Source organism: Kitasatospora sp. NBC_00070, from assembly GCF_045041205.1.
Taxonomy (GTDB): Bacteria; Actinomycetota; Actinomycetes; order Streptomycetales; family Streptomycetaceae; genus Kitasatospora.
Genome location: NZ_CP108247.1, coordinates 6,966,177 through 6,981,247 on the forward strand (window position 1 = coordinate 6,966,177; position 15,071 = coordinate 6,981,247).

14 protein-coding genes and 1 riboswitch are annotated in these 15,071 nt (G+C 72.0%); of the genes, 11 read left to right on the forward strand and 3 right to left on the reverse strand.

What is annotated here, in order from left to right; translation table 11 throughout:
- The first annotated feature begins 73 nt into the window (after positions 1–73).
- Positions 74–2,101 carry an MDR family MFS transporter gene (locus tag OHV05_RS31505; RefSeq protein ID WP_405020712.1) on the forward strand — a complete coding sequence of 676 codons (2,028 nt, stop codon included), beginning with the start codon at positions 74–76 and terminating at the stop codon, positions 2,099–2,101.
- Between the two features lie 18 nt (positions 2,102–2,119).
- Here OHV05_RS31505 and OHV05_RS31510 read toward each other — a convergent pair whose 3' ends face one another.
- The gene (locus tag OHV05_RS31510) at positions 2,120–2,770 is read right to left on the reverse strand and encodes an MSMEG_1061 family FMN-dependent PPOX-type flavoprotein (RefSeq protein ID WP_405020713.1); all 651 of its coding nucleotides are present in this window, start codon (positions 2,768–2,770) and stop codon (positions 2,120–2,122) included.
- Positions 2,771–2,816: 46 nt separating this feature from the next.
- Positions 2,817–3,926, reverse strand: a complete 1,110-nt coding sequence (locus OHV05_RS31515; protein ID WP_405020714.1) for a methyltransferase domain-containing protein — start codon at positions 3,924–3,926, stop codon at positions 2,817–2,819.
- A gap of 407 nt (positions 3,927–4,333) precedes the next feature.
- Between OHV05_RS31515 and OHV05_RS31520 the strand changes: the two genes are divergently transcribed.
- The 10 genes from OHV05_RS31520 (at position 4,334) to OHV05_RS31565 (ending at position 12,997) form a co-directional block, all read left to right on the forward strand.
- On the forward strand, positions 4,334–5,149 hold the full coding sequence (locus OHV05_RS31520; protein ID WP_405020715.1) for an SMP-30/gluconolactonase/LRE family protein: 816 nt from the start codon (positions 4,334–4,336) through the stop codon (positions 5,147–5,149).
- 85 nt (positions 5,150–5,234) lie between these two features.
- A riboswitch (FMN riboswitch) is annotated at positions 5,235–5,362 on the forward strand.
- Between the two features lie 165 nt (positions 5,363–5,527).
- Complete coding sequence (locus OHV05_RS31525; RefSeq protein WP_405020716.1) at positions 5,528–6,190, forward strand: riboflavin synthase; 663 nt, start codon at positions 5,528–5,530, stop codon at positions 6,188–6,190.
- Positions 6,187–6,834, forward strand: a complete 648-nt coding sequence (locus tag OHV05_RS31530; protein WP_405020717.1) for a nicotinamide riboside transporter PnuC — start codon at positions 6,187–6,189, stop codon at positions 6,832–6,834. The genes OHV05_RS31525 and OHV05_RS31530 overlap by 4 nt, the downstream gene beginning before the upstream one ends.
- Complete coding sequence (locus OHV05_RS31535; RefSeq protein WP_405020718.1) at positions 6,831–8,114, forward strand: bifunctional 3,4-dihydroxy-2-butanone-4-phosphate synthase/GTP cyclohydrolase II; 1,284 nt, start codon at positions 6,831–6,833, stop codon at positions 8,112–8,114. Before OHV05_RS31530 ends, OHV05_RS31535 begins: the two co-directional genes overlap by 4 nt.
- Before the next feature lie 43 nt (positions 8,115–8,157).
- The gene (gene ribH, locus OHV05_RS31540) at positions 8,158–8,643 is read left to right on the forward strand and encodes a 6,7-dimethyl-8-ribityllumazine synthase (RefSeq protein ID WP_057238189.1); all 486 of its coding nucleotides are present in this window, start codon (positions 8,158–8,160) and stop codon (positions 8,641–8,643) included.
- A 96-nt stretch (positions 8,644–8,739) separates the two neighbouring features.
- Positions 8,740–9,012: a phosphoribosyl-ATP diphosphatase gene (locus OHV05_RS31545; RefSeq protein ID WP_057238187.1), complete on the forward strand. Its 273-nt coding sequence runs from the start codon at positions 8,740–8,742 to the stop codon at positions 9,010–9,012.
- Positions 9,013–9,065: 53 nt separating this feature from the next.
- A complete protein-coding gene (gene hisG / locus OHV05_RS31550; protein ID WP_057238185.1) occupies positions 9,066–9,914 on the forward strand; it encodes an ATP phosphoribosyltransferase in 849 nt (282 codons plus the stop codon).
- 80 nt (positions 9,915–9,994) lie between these two features.
- Entirely contained in the window at positions 9,995–10,438 is a 444-nt protein-coding gene (locus tag OHV05_RS31555; RefSeq protein ID WP_405020719.1) for a PH domain-containing protein, read from the forward strand.
- A gap of 193 nt (positions 10,439–10,631) precedes the next feature.
- Positions 10,632–11,966 carry a hemolysin family protein gene (locus tag OHV05_RS31560; RefSeq protein WP_405020720.1) on the forward strand — a complete coding sequence of 445 codons (1,335 nt, stop codon included), beginning with the start codon at positions 10,632–10,634 and terminating at the stop codon, positions 11,964–11,966.
- Complete coding sequence (locus tag OHV05_RS31565) at positions 11,963–12,997, forward strand: hemolysin family protein (RefSeq protein WP_403030875.1); 1,035 nt, start codon at positions 11,963–11,965, stop codon at positions 12,995–12,997. The genes OHV05_RS31560 and OHV05_RS31565 overlap by 4 nt, the downstream gene beginning before the upstream one ends.
- A 19-nt stretch (positions 12,998–13,016) precedes the next feature.
- Here OHV05_RS31565 and OHV05_RS31570 read toward each other — a convergent pair whose 3' ends face one another.
- Entirely contained in the window at positions 13,017–14,780 is a 1,764-nt protein-coding gene (locus tag OHV05_RS31570; RefSeq protein WP_405021589.1) for an AAA family ATPase, read from the reverse strand.
- Positions 14,781–15,071 lie beyond the last annotated feature (291 nt).

Below are 15,071 nucleotides of genomic sequence, written 5' to 3' on the forward strand. Positions count from 1 at the left end.
CCTGCGGTGGCGTCAGGTTCCGGTCCGGCCAAGGGTGGGGGTACCTGTACGCCGACTCGGGAGGCCCGGGAGCTTGTCCGCGACCGCAGTAGCCGACACATCCAAGGCGCCGCCCACCCTGAGCCGCCGTCAGACCAACGTGGTCTTCGCCACCATCGTGCTCGGCATGCTGATGGCCGCGCTGGACCAGACGATCGTCTCCACCGCGCTGCCGACCATCGTGGCCGACCTGGGCGGCGGCGGGCACATGGCCTGGGTGGTGACGGCCTACCTGCTGGCCGAGACGGTGGCCACCGTGCTGGTCGGCAAGTTCGGCGACCTGTTCGGCCGGAAGATCGTCTTCCAGCTGAGCGCGGTGATCTTCATCGTCGGCTCGGTCGTCTCCGGCGCCGCGAACGGGATGATGCTGCTGATCATCGGCCGCGCGGTGCAGGGCATCGGCGGCGGCGGGCTGATGGTCACCGCGATGGCCCTGATCGCGGACGTCATCCCGCTCCGCGAGCGGGGCAAGTACCAGGGCGCGCTCGGCGCGGTCTTCGGCGTCACCACGGTGGTCGGCCCGACCCTGGGCGGGCTGTTCACCGACCACGCGTCCTGGCGCTGGTGCTTCTACGTCAACGTGCCGATCGCGATCGTGATGGTGGCGATGGCGGCCTCGACCATCCCCGCCGTCAAGGCCGCCGTCCGGCCGGTGATCGACTACGCCGGCATCGTGCTGGTGGCGCTCGGTGCCTCCGGGCTGGTGCTCGGCCTGGAGTGGGGCGGCAACGAGTACGCCTGGGGCTCGCCGGTGATCATCGGGCTGTTCGTCGGCTCGGTGCTGCTGCTGGTGGGCTTCGTGGTGGTGGAGCTCCGGGCCAAGGAGCCGATGCTCCCGATGCACCTGTTCCGGAACTCGGTCTTCACGGTCTGCTCGATCCTCAGCTTCATCGTCGGCTTCGCGATGCTCGGCGCGATGACCTACCTGCCCACCTACCTGCAGTTCGTGGACGGGGTGTCGGCCACCATGTCCGGGGTGCGGACGCTGCCGATGGTGGTCGGGCTGCTCGGCACCTCGATGCTGTCCGGCATCGTGGTCAGCCGCACCGGCCGGTACCGGATCTTCCCGATCCTGGGCACCGGCGTGATGGCGGTCGGGCTCTGGCTGATGTCCACCATGGGCCCGGACACCGGTGTCTGGCTGGAGTCGCTGTACATGTTCGTGTTCGGCCTGGGCATCGGGCTGGCCATGCAGGTGCTCACCATCGCGGTGCAGAACACCGTGCCGTACCACGAACTGGGCACCGCCACCTCGGGCGTGACCTTCTTCCGGACGCTCGGCAGCTCGTTCGGCACCGCCGTGTTCGGCACCCTGTTCAGCAACCAGCTGACGCCCAGTCTGGCCAAGGCGGCGGCCGAGCAGCCGAGCGTGCCGCCCGGCGCGGCGGCCAGCCCGGCCGGGCTCGACGCGCTGACGCCCGATCAGGCCGCGCCGTTCATCACCGCGTACGCCGACACCGTCAACTACGTGTTCCAGTGGGTGGTCCCGGTGGCCGTGGTCGGCTTCCTGGTGGCCTGGTTCCTCAAGGAGGTGCCGCTGCGGGACAGTGCCCGGGCGGCCGCCTCCGACCTCGGTGAGGGCTTCGGCGCCCCGGACACCGCCGACGCGGACAAGCAGCTGGAGCGGGCGCTGGCGAACCTGCTGCGCAAGGCCAAGGGCCGGCCGGGGGTGGGCCGGCAGATCCTGGCCGACTCCGGCAGCGGCCTGCCGCCCGCCTCGGCCTGGGCGCTCGGCCAGATCTACTGGCGCGGCCGGTTCGCGGGCGGTGCGGACGTGGCGTCCATCGCCGTCGCCCACCACCTGCCGGGGGAGGTGCTGGAGCCGGCCTTCGACCGGGTGGTGCAGAGCGGCCACGCCACCACGGCGGACGGCCGGTTCGACCTCACCCCGGCCGGCCAGGCCGAGGTGGACCGGCTCTCCGAGGCCTGGCGACGCTGGCTCGGCCACCACCTGGACGACTGGGACGTCACCGACCCGGCCGACCGGGCCAGCCTGGACCGGGCGGTCGAGTCGATCGCCGCCCGGCTGTTCGAGGAGGAGCAGGAGCACGCCTCGGTCTGACCCCTGGGCCGGGGCCGCTCACTCGTAGCGGTACAGCAGCGCCTCGCGCTCGTTCTGCTCGATCATCTCGATGGTCAGCGAGGGGTCGCGCAGGTGGGAGAGGGTCACCTCGGCCGAGCTGGGGGCCGCGTCCGGGGCGAGCCACTGCTCGGGCTTCCAGGCCGCGCCGCGCAGGAACGCCTTCGGGCAGTGGCCGTAGACCTCCTCGACGCCGACGATCACCGCGCTGCGCGGCGGTTTGCCGACGGCGGTGAGCTGGGCGAGCAGCTGCGGGTCGGCGGAGACGCAGGCCCGGCCGTTGACCCGCAGGGTGCTGTCCCGGCCGGGGATCACGAAGAGCAGGCCGGCCCGCCCGGTGGCGATGATGTTGTGCAGGCTGTCCAGCCGCTTGTTGCCGGTGGCGTCGGGGATGGCCAGGGTGTGGTCGTCGAGCACCGAGACGAAGCCGGGCGGCCCGCCGCGCGGGGTGACGTCGCAGCTCCCGTCCGGCCCGGTGCTGGCCAGCAGGACCAGTGAGGAGCAGCCGATCAGGCGCCGGGCTGCCTCGTGCAGGTGGTCCACCTGCTTGCGCCGGGCGTGCTCGCCCGGCTGCTCGTACAGCTCGCGCAGCCGGTCGGGGTCGGTCAGGGCGTCGGTCCGCAGCGCCTCGAAGGCGGTTGGTGTGGTCACGTACCGGCACGCTAGCCGAAGATCCCGCCGGCCTGAAGGGCAGGCCCTAGGACGACGGCCAGCGCGGGCCGGTCTCGGGGTCGGTCGCCCAGACGTACTGGGTGTCCGGGGTGACGGTCATGCCGTAGTCGTAGACGCCGGGTCTCCCGTGCTGCTCCCAGGCGGTCCGGGCGGCCGTCAGTTCCCGGCCGAGCCGGCGTGGCCCGCCCTGGCTCAGCGTCCCGTCGGGGGTGACGGTGGCCCAGGAGTCGCGGTTGTCGTGCAGCCGCACCGTGACGCCGTCGGGGGCGGTGCCGATCCGGACGTCGGGGAGGGCCACCCGGAGGGCGAACAGCAGGTGCCAGTCGGTGCGCAGCGGTTCGACCTGCCGGAGCGGTTCGGGCTCGGCCGCCGACCGCCCGCCGGCCCGGATCTCCTCGAAGTCGCGTTCGGTGTGCGCCGGTTCGGCCCGGGAGGCCATGAACTTGGCCAGGCCCTGCATCCAGCCGGTGGCGGATCGGTGGTCCGCCGCGACCGTCAGCGCGACGTGGCCCAGCCGTCCCCAGGGGGTGACGATCCGGCCGCCGGGGCGGCACTGGGCGACCCAGGCCCAGGGCACCCGGTCCACCGCGTAGGTGGCGATCACCCGGTCGAAGGGGGCGGCGTCCGGCGCGCCCGCGGTGCCGTCACCGACCCGGACCTCCACCTGAGCCGCCGTCAGCCGTCTTCGGGCGGCCGCCGCGATGGCGTCGTCCCACTCGATGCTGACCACCCGCCCAGGGCCGACCCGTTCGGTGGTCAGGGCGGCGTTCCAGCCGGTGCCGGTGCCCAGCTCCAGCACCCGGTGGCCCGGTGCCAGCAGGGCGGAGTCCAGCATGTCGACCACCACCGCCTGGCAGGACAGGCTGGAGCTCGGCAGCCCGGCGGTCACCTGGGTCACCGCCGCCGCGTTCGGGTCGCCGTAGACCAGTTCGGCCCAGCCCCGGCGGTCCGCCGTCCCGTCCACCGGCCGGTACGCCCGTCCGTCCCACCGGTACAGCACCGTCGGGGCGAATCCCTCGCGCGGTACGGCAGCCACCGCCGCCCGCAGCCAGGGCGACCGCTCGGGCCAGGCGCCGGCCCGCTCCATCTGTGCGTCGAGCGAAGCCTGCGCCTCGCCAGGAACGACCGAAACCACGAGTTCCCGACCCTACTTCTTGTGCTTGCCGTCACCGGGCGGCGGCAGCGGTACCTGACCGTCCGAATTACCGGGCGGCGGTGTGCCCTCACCCGGGTCGGCCGGTGGCTTCTCGTGCTTCCCGTCACCCATGGTGCCCCCCAACCGATCGCCAACCGCCTTGTGCGGTTGGAGTGTTCATGATGCACCGGGCGGCCGGGCCCCGGTAGGGCGCATTCGGGTGGTGCGCCCGGAGCGTGGTTGACCCCCCACCTGAAGGAGTGAAAGCCCGGCCTCATTCCCCCCACCGGAGCAGGGTCGGCGGGAGCGGCGCCCGGCCGGCCGGTGCGGCCGCGGTGACCGGCCGCCGACCTTGAGAGCGCAGGGTGGCGCTGATAGTTTCCCGGCAAAGAAAGGGCCGAAAGCCGATGAAGCCGATCGACGACCGGGTCAGCGAGCTGGGCGAGGGGCCGGTCTGGGACGTCCGGACCGAGAGCCTGCGCTGGGTGGACATCCCCGGTGGGTTGGTGCACGACTCCGACGGCAGTTCGCAGCAGCTGACCGCGCCGGTGACCGCCGTACTGCCCACCACCACCGGCTGGGCGACCGTCCGGCAGGACCGGGTGGAGCAGGACGGCCACGCCGTCCCGGTGCCGCTCGGTGCGGCCGACCGGTGCAACGACGCCAAGACCGACCCGGCCGGCCGGATCTGGGTCGGGACCATGGCCAGGGGTGAAGTCACCCGCCGGGCGGGCCTGTTCAGGATCGACGGCGAGCGCGTCAGCGAGCAGGTGGCCGGCGCCTCGATCTCCAACGGCCTGGGCTGGAGCCCGGACGGCCGGCTGATGTACTGGGCCGACACCCCGACCGGCCGGATCGACGTGTTCGACTTCGACCCGGCCGACGGCAGCATCCGTGGCCGGCGCCGGTTCGCGGTCACCGAGCTGCCGGACGGGCTGACGGTGGACGCCGAGGGCGCGGTCTGGGTGGCCCGCTGGGGCAGCGGTGTACTCCACCGCTACACCCCCGACGGCACGCTGGACACCGTGCTGCCGGTGGGCGTCTCGCACCCGACCAGCTGCGCGTTCGGCGGCCCGGACCTGCGCACCCTGTACGTCACCACCGCCCGGAAGCCGACGGCGGACGGTCAGTTCTCCCGCCACGGCGGTCAGTTGCACGCCACCCGGCTGCCGGTGCCGGGTCTGCCGGCCACCCCGGCGGTATTCCCGGCAGCGACGACCTGACGGAGTGAACCAGGACACAGCGAGCACCCCTCCCGGCCCCCTTGCGTGCCGTGGCAGAATGACGGCAGTAGTAGTAGTGACGTTCAGCGCACTCCGGGGTCGGTGAAAATCCGAACCGGCGGTTACAGTCCGCGACCCGTCCGCAGCCAGCGGGCGGTTGACCAGGTGAAATTCCTGGACCGACGGTTAAAGTCCGGATGGGAGGCGTGCGCGGGCGAGTGGTTTCTCAGCGGTGCCACGGCTCTCCCCGAAGAGCCGTGAGTCGGGCGAGAGCTCTCTTTCGTGAGGGCTCCTCCTGGGCATCCGTCTGGTCGCCGTTCGTCGTGTCAGCTCCCATGCCGCCCCGGAGTCCGCGCTCTCAGCGCGAGGAGAACCCGGGTGTTCACCGGCATCATCGAAGAGCTCGGCGAGGTCGTCTCCATCGAGGAGATCGGCGACTCGTCGCGGATCCGCCTGCGTGGCCCCGTGGTCTGTTCCGACGCCGGCCACGGCGACTCCATCGCGGTCAACGGCGTCTGCCTGACCGTCGTCGACACCCCTGACCAACTGGCCTCCGCCACCGGCGAGTTCAGCGCCGACGTGATGGCCGAGACGCTGCACAGGTCCAGCCTGGGCGTGCTCGCCCCCGGCTCCCGGGTCAACCTGGAGCGGGCGATGGCGCTCGGCGCCCGGCTCGGCGGCCACCTGGTCCAGGGCCATGTGGACGCCACCGGGAAGCTGCTCTCCCGCGAGCCCGGCGACCTGGACGCGGACGGCCTGCCGCGCTGGGAGGTGCTGCGCTTCTCGCTCCCGCAGTCCATCACCCGGTACCTGGTGGAGAAGGGCTCGATCACGGTGGACGGCGTCAGCCTCACGGTGGTCGACGCCGCGATCGACAGCTTCAGCGTCAGCCTCATCCCGGCCACGCTGGCCCTCACCACCCTCGGCACCAAGACGATCGGCGACCCGGTCAACCTCGAGGTGGACGTGCTGGCCAAGTACGTCGAGCGGCTGCTCGACACCCGCACCCTGCCCGACACCCTCGGCAAGGACCTCTCGTGAACTGGCTCAACGAGACCGCGTTCTCGATATTCGGCCAGGCGGTCAAGTGGACCGACATGGTGGGCAACCTGCTCGGCCTGGCCGCGCTCGCGCTCGGCTGGCGCCGCTCGACGTGGAGCTGGCCGGTCCAGCTGCTGTCCGCCGTGGTGCTGATCGGCGCCTACCTGTCGGCCCACCTGACCGGGCTGATCGGCAAGCAGGGCATCGTGATCGTCGCCGCCGTCTGGGGCTGGACCCAGTGGCAGCGCGGCCGGCGCTCCACCGGTGAGATCGAGGTCCGGTTCGCCACCGCCCGGGAGCGGGCCGCGCTGATCGGCGGCACCGCGCTGGCCACCGTCGCGGTGGCCGGGATCTTCCTGGCCTACCCCTCGCTCTCCTGGAGCCCGTGGGCCGACGCCTACATCTTCGTCGGCACGCTGGCGGCGATGGTGGCCCAGGCCAGGGGCTGGGTCGAGTTCTGGTTCGCCTGGATCGCCGTCGACCTGGTCGGCGTCCCGCTCGCCTTCGCCGGCGGCTACACCTTCTCCGGTCTCACCTACGCCATCTACTTCGTGCTGGTGCTGCTCGGCCTGCGCGCCTGGTGGCTGCGCACCCGCACCCCTCGTCCCGCCAAGGCGGCCGTCCTGCAGGGAGTTTCGGCATGACCATCCAGCCCGAATCCGACATCCGTCAGCTGATCGACGACGCCTTCGCGCTCGACCCGGTCGAGCGGGCGATCGCCGACATCGCGCTCGGCCGCCCGGTCATCGTGGTGGACGACGAGGACCGCGAGAACGAGGGCGACATCATCTTCGCCGCCTCGGCCGCCACCCCGGAGCTGATGGCCTTCACCATCCGTTACACCTCCGGCGTGATCTGCGTGCCGATGACCGGCGAGGAGCTGGACCGGCTCAAGCTGCCCCCGATGACCGCCGTCAACGAGGACCGCAAGGGCACCGCCTACGCCGTCTCGGTGGACGCCAAGGACGGCGTGGACACCGGCATCTCGGCCGCCGACCGGGCCCGCACGGTCAAGCTGCTGGCCACCGCGGCCACCGAGCCGGGCGACCTGACCCGCCCCGGCCACGTCTTCCCGCTCCGCGCGGTGGAGGGCGGCGTGCTGGTCCGCCCCGGCCACACCGAGGCCGCCGTCGACCTGGCCCGGCTGGCCGGGCTGCCCGCGGCCGGCGCGATCGCCGAGGTGGTCAACGACGACGGCTCGATGGCCCGGCTGCCCGAGCTGGTCGCGTTCGCCCGCGAGCACCGGCTGGCGATCATCTCGATCGAGGACCTGATCGCCTACCGGCGCCGCACCGAGCTGCACGTGACCCGCGCCGCCGTCACCCGACTCCCCACCGTGCACGGCGAGTTCACCGCCGTCGGGTACCGGGGCACGCTGGACGGGGTGGAGCACCTCGCGCTGGTCGCGGGCGGCCTCGGCGCGGACGGCAAGCTGCCGTCCGGTGCGGACGTGCTGGTCCGGCTGCACTCCGAGTGCCTGACCGGCGACGTGTTCGGCTCGCAGCGCTGCGACTGCGGCCCGCAGCTGCAGACCGCGCTGGCCCAGGTCGCCGCGGCCGGCCGGGGCGTGGTGCTCTACCTGCGCGGCCACGAGGGCCGGGGCATCGGCCTGACCCACAAGCTGCGCGCGTACGAGCTCCAGGAGCAGGGCCGGGACACCGTGGACGCCAACCTGGAGCTCGGCCTGCCCGCCGACGCCCGGGACTACAGCATCGGCGCCCACATGCTCACCGACCTCGGGGTGCACACCCTCACGCTGCTCACCAACAACCCGGACAAGATCGCGGCGCTGACCGAGCACGGCATCAAGGTGACGGACCGTCGCCCGGTCGAGATCGAGCCCGGCGAGCACAACGCGGTCTACCTGCGCACCAAGCGCGACCGGATGGGCCACGAGCTCCCGTGGCTCGACCAGAACTCCTGACACCCTTTCCGTACGCACCTTTTCGACAGACAGGAAGAACGACGTGAGCGGCCACGGAGCCCCCGAGCTGACCCTGAAGAACTGCGCCGACCTGCGGGTCGCGGTGATCGCCGCGCAGTGGCACCAGCAGGTGATGGACGGCCTGCTGGACGGCGCGCACCGCGCACTCAAGGAGCTCGGGATCGAGGAGCCCACCATCGTCCGGGTGCCCGGCACCTTCGAGCTGCCGGTGGCCGCCAAGCAGCTCGCGGACCGGGGCTACGACGCGGTGGTGGCACTCGGCGTGGTGATCCGCGGTGGCACCCCGCACTTCGACTACGTCTGCCAGGGCGCCACCCTCGGCCTCACCCAGGTCAGCGTGGACACCGGGGTCCCGGTCGGCTTCGGCGTGCTGACCTGCGACAACGAGCAGCAGGCGCTGGACCGCGCGGGCCTGCCCGGCTCGGCCGAGGACAAGGGCCACGAGGCGGTCACCGCTGCCGTGGCCACCGCCGCCGCGCTCCGCTCGGTCTCCGAGCCCTGGCGCTAGGGGGCATCCGGTCCCGGATCGTGGTGTCCAAAGGACTGTCCACGGTCCGGGACCGTTTACCGTCGTGATGCCTGCAAGCCGTAAGGTGAGCCCATCATGGCTTCGAAGACATTCGAGGAGCTGTTCACCGAGCTCCAGCAGAAGGCCGCCACCGGCGACCCCTCGTCCTCCCGTACCGCGCAGCTCGTCCAGCAGGGCGTGCATGCCATCGGCAAGAAGGTCGTCGAGGAGGCCGCCGAGGTCTGGATGGCCGCCGAGTACCAGTCGGAGGAGGAGACGGCCGAGGAGATCTCCCAGCTCCTCTACCACCTCCAGGTGATGATGGTCGCTCGCGGGCTGACGCTCGACGACGTCTACAAGTACCTCTGAACACCACCCTCCCGCTCACCCTGTTCACCACCACAGCGAAGGATTCACCTCTCATGCTGCGCATCGCCGTCCCCAACAAGGGTTCGCTCTCGGGTCCCGCGGCGGAGATGCTCCATGAGGCCGGGTACCGGCAGCGCAAGGACCCCAAGGAACTGGTGCTGGTCGACCCGGAGAACCAGGTCGAGTTCTTCTTCCTGCGCCCGCGCGACATCGCGGTGTACGTCGGCTCCGGCCGGCTCGACATCGGGATCACCGGCCGCGACCTGCTGCTCGACTCGGCGTCCAACGCCGAGGAGGTGCTCGCGCTCGGCTTCGGCGGCTCGACCTTCCGGTTCGCCCGGCCGGTCGGCTTCGAGGTCGGGGACGTCGCGGGCCTGGAGGGGCTGCGGATCGCCACCTCCTACACCGGTCTGGTCGAGCAGCACCTGGCCGAGCAGGGCGTGAAGGCCACCGTCACCAAGCTGGACGGCGCGGTGGAGACCGCGGTGCAGCTCGGCGTGGCCGACGTGATCGCCGACGTGGTGGAGACCGGCACCAGCCTGCGGAACGCGGGCCTGGAGATCTTCGGCGAGCCGATCCTGGTCTCGGACGCGGTGGTGATCCGGCCCAAGGGCGCCGGCGAGGACGCCGGGGTCGAGCAGTTCCTGCGCCGGCTGCAGGGCGTGCTGGTGGCCCGCAGGTACGTGCTGATGGACTACGACATCCGCGCCGAGCACGTCTCCGCGGCGGTCGCCCTGACGCCCGGCCTGGAGTCGCCGACCGTCTCGCCGCTGCACACCGAGGGCTGGGTCGCGGTCCGCTCGATGGTGCTCCGCAAGGAGGCCCAGCGGATCATGGACGACCTCTGGAGCATCGGCGCCCGCGCCATCCTGGTCACCAACATCCACGCCTGCCGGCTCTGACGGGTCATCGGGGCGGGGCCGGTACCGCCGGCTCCGCCCCGCTTTCGCGTTCCTGAGACCCCGCCGTTCGGAGAGCCACCGTGTCCCACCCTGTCGAACTGCCCGTCACCTGGGCACCGCGCCGCAACCGTGCCGTGCTGGCCGGGATCTGCGGCCTGCTGCTGGTGCTGTTCACCGTGCTGGCGTTCGCGCTGCCGTCGAACTGGCAGGTCAACGACCGGGTGGCGATCTTCGTCAGCGGGTTGCTGTTCTCGGCGGTCGGCCTGCTGCTGGCCCGCCCCCGGGTGAGCGCCGACGCCGAGGGCGTCACGGTGGTCAACTTCGTCCGGCGGCACCGGCTGAGCTGGCCGCAGATCGTCCGGGTGAACTTCCGGCAGGGCGACCCCTGGGTGATGCTCGACCTCGCGGACGGCACCTCGCTGGCCGCCGTCGGCATCCAGCCGGCGGGCGGACGGGAGCAGGCCGTCCGGGCCGCCCGGGCGCTGCGCGACCTGGTCGAGGACCACAGTGTGGCGCAGAACTGAACGGCGTGGCGCGGAACCGGGGGCCCGAACACTTTCCTTATCCTCGTACGGATATCGTTTACGCTGGTAAAGCCGGGGCAAAGCCCCATCCCACTCACCCACGACCAGAGGAGTGACTCCCCACCTCGATGGACGATCCGTCCGGTAGTACCCGCGCCGCCTCGCATCCGGTCATCGGAAGGCAGGCGGCACTGTGATCACCGCCTGGCTGCTGCTGCTCGCGGCCGTGCTGCTCATCCTCGCCAACGGCCTCTTCGTGGCCGCGGAGTTCGCCCTCGTCACGGTGGACCGCGGAGCCGTCGAACGTGCCGTCGCCACCGGCGACCGCAAGGCCGAGAGCGTCCTGAAGGCGCTCCGCCAGCTCTCCTTCCAGCTCTCCGGCGCCCAGCTCGGCATCACCGTCACCTCCCTGGTGGTCGGCATGCTGGCCTCGCCGGCCCTCTCCGTGCTGCTCAGTCCGGTCTTCACCGCCGTCGGGGTGCCGGTCGCGGCCGCGCACGGCGTGTCGGTCGCCGTCGGCATGCTGCTGGCCACCGTGTTCCAGATGGTGGTCGGCGAGCTGGTGCCGAAGAACTGGGCGATCTCGCACCCGATCCAGGTCGCCTACGCGGTGGTCGGCCCGCAGCGGCTGTTCTCGGCCGCCTGCCGTCCGCTGATCAGCTTCCTGAACGGCTCGGCCGACCGGATGGTCCGGGCCTTCGGCATCGAGCCGCAGGAGGAGCTCGGCCACGCCCGCACCCCGGCCGAACTGGTCTCGCTGGCCCGGCACTCCGCGAAGGAGGGCGCGATAGACGAACAGTCCGCGACCCTCTTCGTGAAGACCCTCAGCCTGGCCGACCTGACCGCCGAGAGCGTGATGACCCCCCGGGTCGACGTGACCGCGCTGCAGCGGGACGCCACCGCCTCGGACGTGCTCAACCTGACCAGGGCCACCGGCTTCTCCCGGTTCCCGGTCTACGCCGACAACCTGGACGAGGTCACCGGCACGGTCACCCTCAAGGACGCCCTGGCGGTGCCGGCCGAGCGCCGCTCGCACACCAGGGTGGCCCAACTCGCCACCGCCGCGCTGCTGGTGCCCGAGACGCTGCCCGCCGAACTGCTGCTGGACCAGCTCCGCCGCGAACAGCCGATGGCGATCGTGGTGGACGAGTACGGCGGCACGGCCGGGGTGGTGACCATCGAGGACATCGTCGAGGAGATCGTCGGCGAGGTGCAGGACGAGCACGACCAGGCCGACGTCCCCGAACTGCGGCAGCTGCCGCCGAAGGACGGCCTGCCGGTCTGGGAGGCCGACGGTCGGGCCAGGACCGACCAGCTGGAGGCGATCGGCCTGCACACGCCGGACGGGCCGTACGAGACGCTCGGCGGCCTGCTCTCCGATCTGCTCGGCAAGCTGCCCGCACCGGGTGAGCAGGCGTCACTTCCGGGCTGGCGGTTCACCGTGCTCGGTGTCGAACGCCACCGGACCAGCCGGGTGCTGGTCGAGCGGGTCGACCGGCACACCCACACCGAGGACGAGGACCGATGACCGCGCTCCAACTGGCCGCCTCGCTGCTGCTGCTGCTCGGCAACGGCTTCTTCGTCGGCGCCGAGTTCGCGGTGATCTCGGTCCGGCGCAGCCAGATCGAGCCGCTCGCGGAGGCCGGCAACAAGCGGGCCCGCACGGTGCTGCATGCGCTCTCCAACGTCTCCGCGATGCTGGCGGCCGCCCAGCTCGGCATCACGGTCTGCTCGCTGCTGCTCGGCGCGCTGGCCGAACCGACCATCGCGCACCTGCTGGAGGGCCCGTTCGAGGCCCTCGGCGTGCCGGACCAGCTGGTCCACCCGATCGGCTACGTGCTGGCGCTGGCCCTGGTGGTCTTCCTGCACATGGTGGTCGGCGAGATGGTCCCGAAGAACATCGCGCTGGCCGGTCCCGAGAAGGCCGCGCTCTGGCTCGGCCCGCCGCTGGACCGGCTGGCCCGCTGGCTGAGCCCGGTGATCCGGTTCCTGAACGCCTTCGCCAACAGCCTGCTCCGGCTGGTCAAGGTGGAGCCCAAGGACGAGGTCGAGTCGGTCTTCACCACCGAGCAGCTGCTCTACCTGCTGACCGACTCCAAGGAGGCCGGTCTGCTCGACCAGGGCCGCCAGGAGCGGCTGGAGGACGCGTTGGAGCTGGGCGGCCGCCCGATCACCGACGTGCTGCTGCCCGCCGACCAGCTGGTCACGGTCGGCAGCAAGGTGACCGCCGCCGAGATCGAGGAGCTCGCGGTGCGGACCGGGTTCTCCCGGTTCCCGGTGGTTGACGGGGAGGGCGTGGTGCTGGGCTACCTGCACGTCAAGGACGTGCTGGACGTCGAGGACCGGGACGCCCCGATGCCGGCCAGGCTCTGGCGTCCGGTGACGGTGCTGCGCGGCAACCTTCCGCTGGACGACGCGCTGGGGGCGATGCGGCGGGCCGCCTCGCACCTGGCGGCCGTGGTGGACCAGGACGGCAAGCCGCTGGGCCTGGTCGCGCTGGAGGACGTCCTGGAGGAGCTGGTCGGCGAGATGCACGACCCGGACCACCGGCTGGTGTAGCCCGCCCGCCGGGCCCCGGTCAGGTCCTGCCGTCGATGAGCTCGCCGTACGCCTGGACCAGGTCGGGGAGCCGGAGGGTGGCCAGGTCCTCCCGGGACGGGGTGCCGGGGAGAGCCGACAGCCGCAGGTCGCGGTAGGCGCAGGACTTCTCGTACAGGGTGCGGATGAAGCGTCCGTTGCCGAGGTTGTCGATCCAGCCCTCGCGGACCACGTGGGCGCAGATGCTGGCCAGCTCGTCGGAGGCGTCCCGGTCCCAGTCGTCGCCGCCGCCGGTGGCCAGCGTGCGGCCGATCGCGGTCAGCTCGGAGGGGCGGTAGCTGGGGAAGTCCACCCGGGTGGTGAAACGGGAGTTGAGGCCGGGGTTGGTGGCCAGCAGCCGGTTCATCCCCTCGGGGTAGCCGGCCAGGATCACCACCAGCCGGTCCCGGTTGTCCTCGGCGCGCTTGAGCAGCACCTGGAGCGCCTCGTCGCCGTACGCGTCGCCCTTGCTGTAGCCGGAGTTGGAGAGGCTGTACGCCTCGTCGATGAACAGCACCCCGTCCAGCGCGGAGTCGATCAGCTCGTTCGCCTTGACCGCCGTCTGGCCGAGGAACTCGCCGACCAGGTCGGCCCGTTGGGCCTCCACCAGGTGGTCGCCGGAGAGCAGTCCGAGGGCGTGGAAGACCTGGCCGAGGATCCGGGCCACCGTGGTCTTGCCGGTACCGGAGGGGCCGGAGAAGACGAAGTGCCGCTTCGGCGGCTGCACCGGCAGCTCCTGGTCGGCCCGCAGCCGGGACATCCGTAACTGCGCCGACAGCGCCCGGACCTGACGCTTGACCGGCTCCAGGCCGACCATCTGCTCCAGCTCGGCGAGCGCGACGTCCAGGCTCTGCGGGCCGTGCCACCGGGGGCCGGTGCGGTCGGCCGGGCCGACGGTGGCCGGGGCCTCGGCCCGGACCGGCAGCGGGGTGCGCTCGGGGGCCTCCGCCGGGGGTGCGGCCGGGGTCTCCTCGGGTTCGAAGAACGGGACGAAGTCCTCGTCGGGCATCGGGAGTTCACCACCGCTGTCGTCCACCGGGACCAGCACGTCGAGCACCCCGTCCTCGGTGGCGATGGCGGCCAGCCGGGCGGCGGTGTCCATGAAGCCGGGGTCGGCGCGGTGCACCGCGCGGTAGAGCGGGAGGGCGGCGGCGCTGCGCCCGGAGCCCTCGTAGGCGCGGGCCAGCCAGTACCGCAGCTCCTTGCGCTGCGGCTGCTCGGACCGGCAGCGGGCCAGCGAGGCGGCCAGCGGGTGCTGGGCCTGGGCGCACATGTCGAGCCGGACCCGGGCCATCCCGGCGAACAGTCCGGCCTCGATGCCGAGCAGCTGGTCGTCGAGCAACTGGTCGGTGTCCCGGATGAGTTGCTCCCAGTCCTTGAGCAGATAGGAGCGGCAGGCGTGCAGGAAACGGACCGACGGGTCCTGCTCGGGGTCCGGGCAGCCGGCCAGCGCGGTGTCCAGCTCGGCCAGGTGCCGGCCGTCCAGCCAGTGCGAGGCGTGCGCCAGCGCGAGGTCGCGGCCGTCCTCCAGCACCGGCTGGACCCACCAGCCGAGCCAGAACCAGGAGCTCAGTGGCCTGCGGTGCCTGGCCCGCTGCTCGCCGAAACGTTTCTGGTGGCGGTGCATCGCGAGCAGGGCGCCCGAGGTGTCGCAGCGCAGCGCGTGCAGGCCGAGCCAGGCGTCGGCCATCCCCGGGTCGAGCTCGACCGCCGTGCGGAACTCCTCCTCCGCGCGGGCGTACGACCCGGCCGCGTAGGCGTCCATGCCGCGCAGCCAGGCACGGTCGGCCAGCCGCTCGGGTCCCGCCGTACCGGAACTGTCCACTGTCACTCAGCCCCCCCGCCGTGTGCACCGAAGGCACCCCCTGTCAGGAATCGTACCGGGGGTGAGCTGATCCGGAAGGGTGTCGCGCGGAGTCAAATCCGGCCGGGCGGGCGGTGGTTGGGGAACGAAGAACGGCACCTCCGGCTCACGGGGGAACAAGCCGGAGGTGCCGCGTCTAATGTTGCGCGATCAACTAATCTCGCGCTGAGCTGAACCTAAGTCCTGACGACT

Bases quoted from the DNA above. Each gene is read 5' to 3' on its own strand.
- OHV05_RS31520 (WP_405020715.1), top strand. From the start codon at position 4,334: ATGAAGCCGATCGACGACCGGGTCAGCGAGCTGGGCGAGGGGCCGGTC.
- OHV05_RS31535 (WP_405020718.1), top strand. From the start codon at position 6,831: ATGACCATCCAGCCCGAATCCGACATCCGTCAGCTGATCGACGACGCC.
- OHV05_RS31545 (WP_057238187.1), top strand. From the start codon at position 8,740: ATGGCTTCGAAGACATTCGAGGAGCTGTTCACCGAGCTCCAGCAGAAG.
- hisG (WP_057238185.1), top strand. From the start codon at position 9,066: ATGCTGCGCATCGCCGTCCCCAACAAGGGTTCGCTCTCGGGTCCCGCG.
- OHV05_RS31565 (WP_403030875.1), top strand. From the start codon at position 11,963: ATGACCGCGCTCCAACTGGCCGCCTCGCTGCTGCTGCTGCTCGGCAAC.
- OHV05_RS31570 (WP_405021589.1), bottom strand. From the start codon at position 14,780: ATGGACGCCTACGCGGCCGGGTCGTACGCCCGCGCGGAGGAGGAGTTC.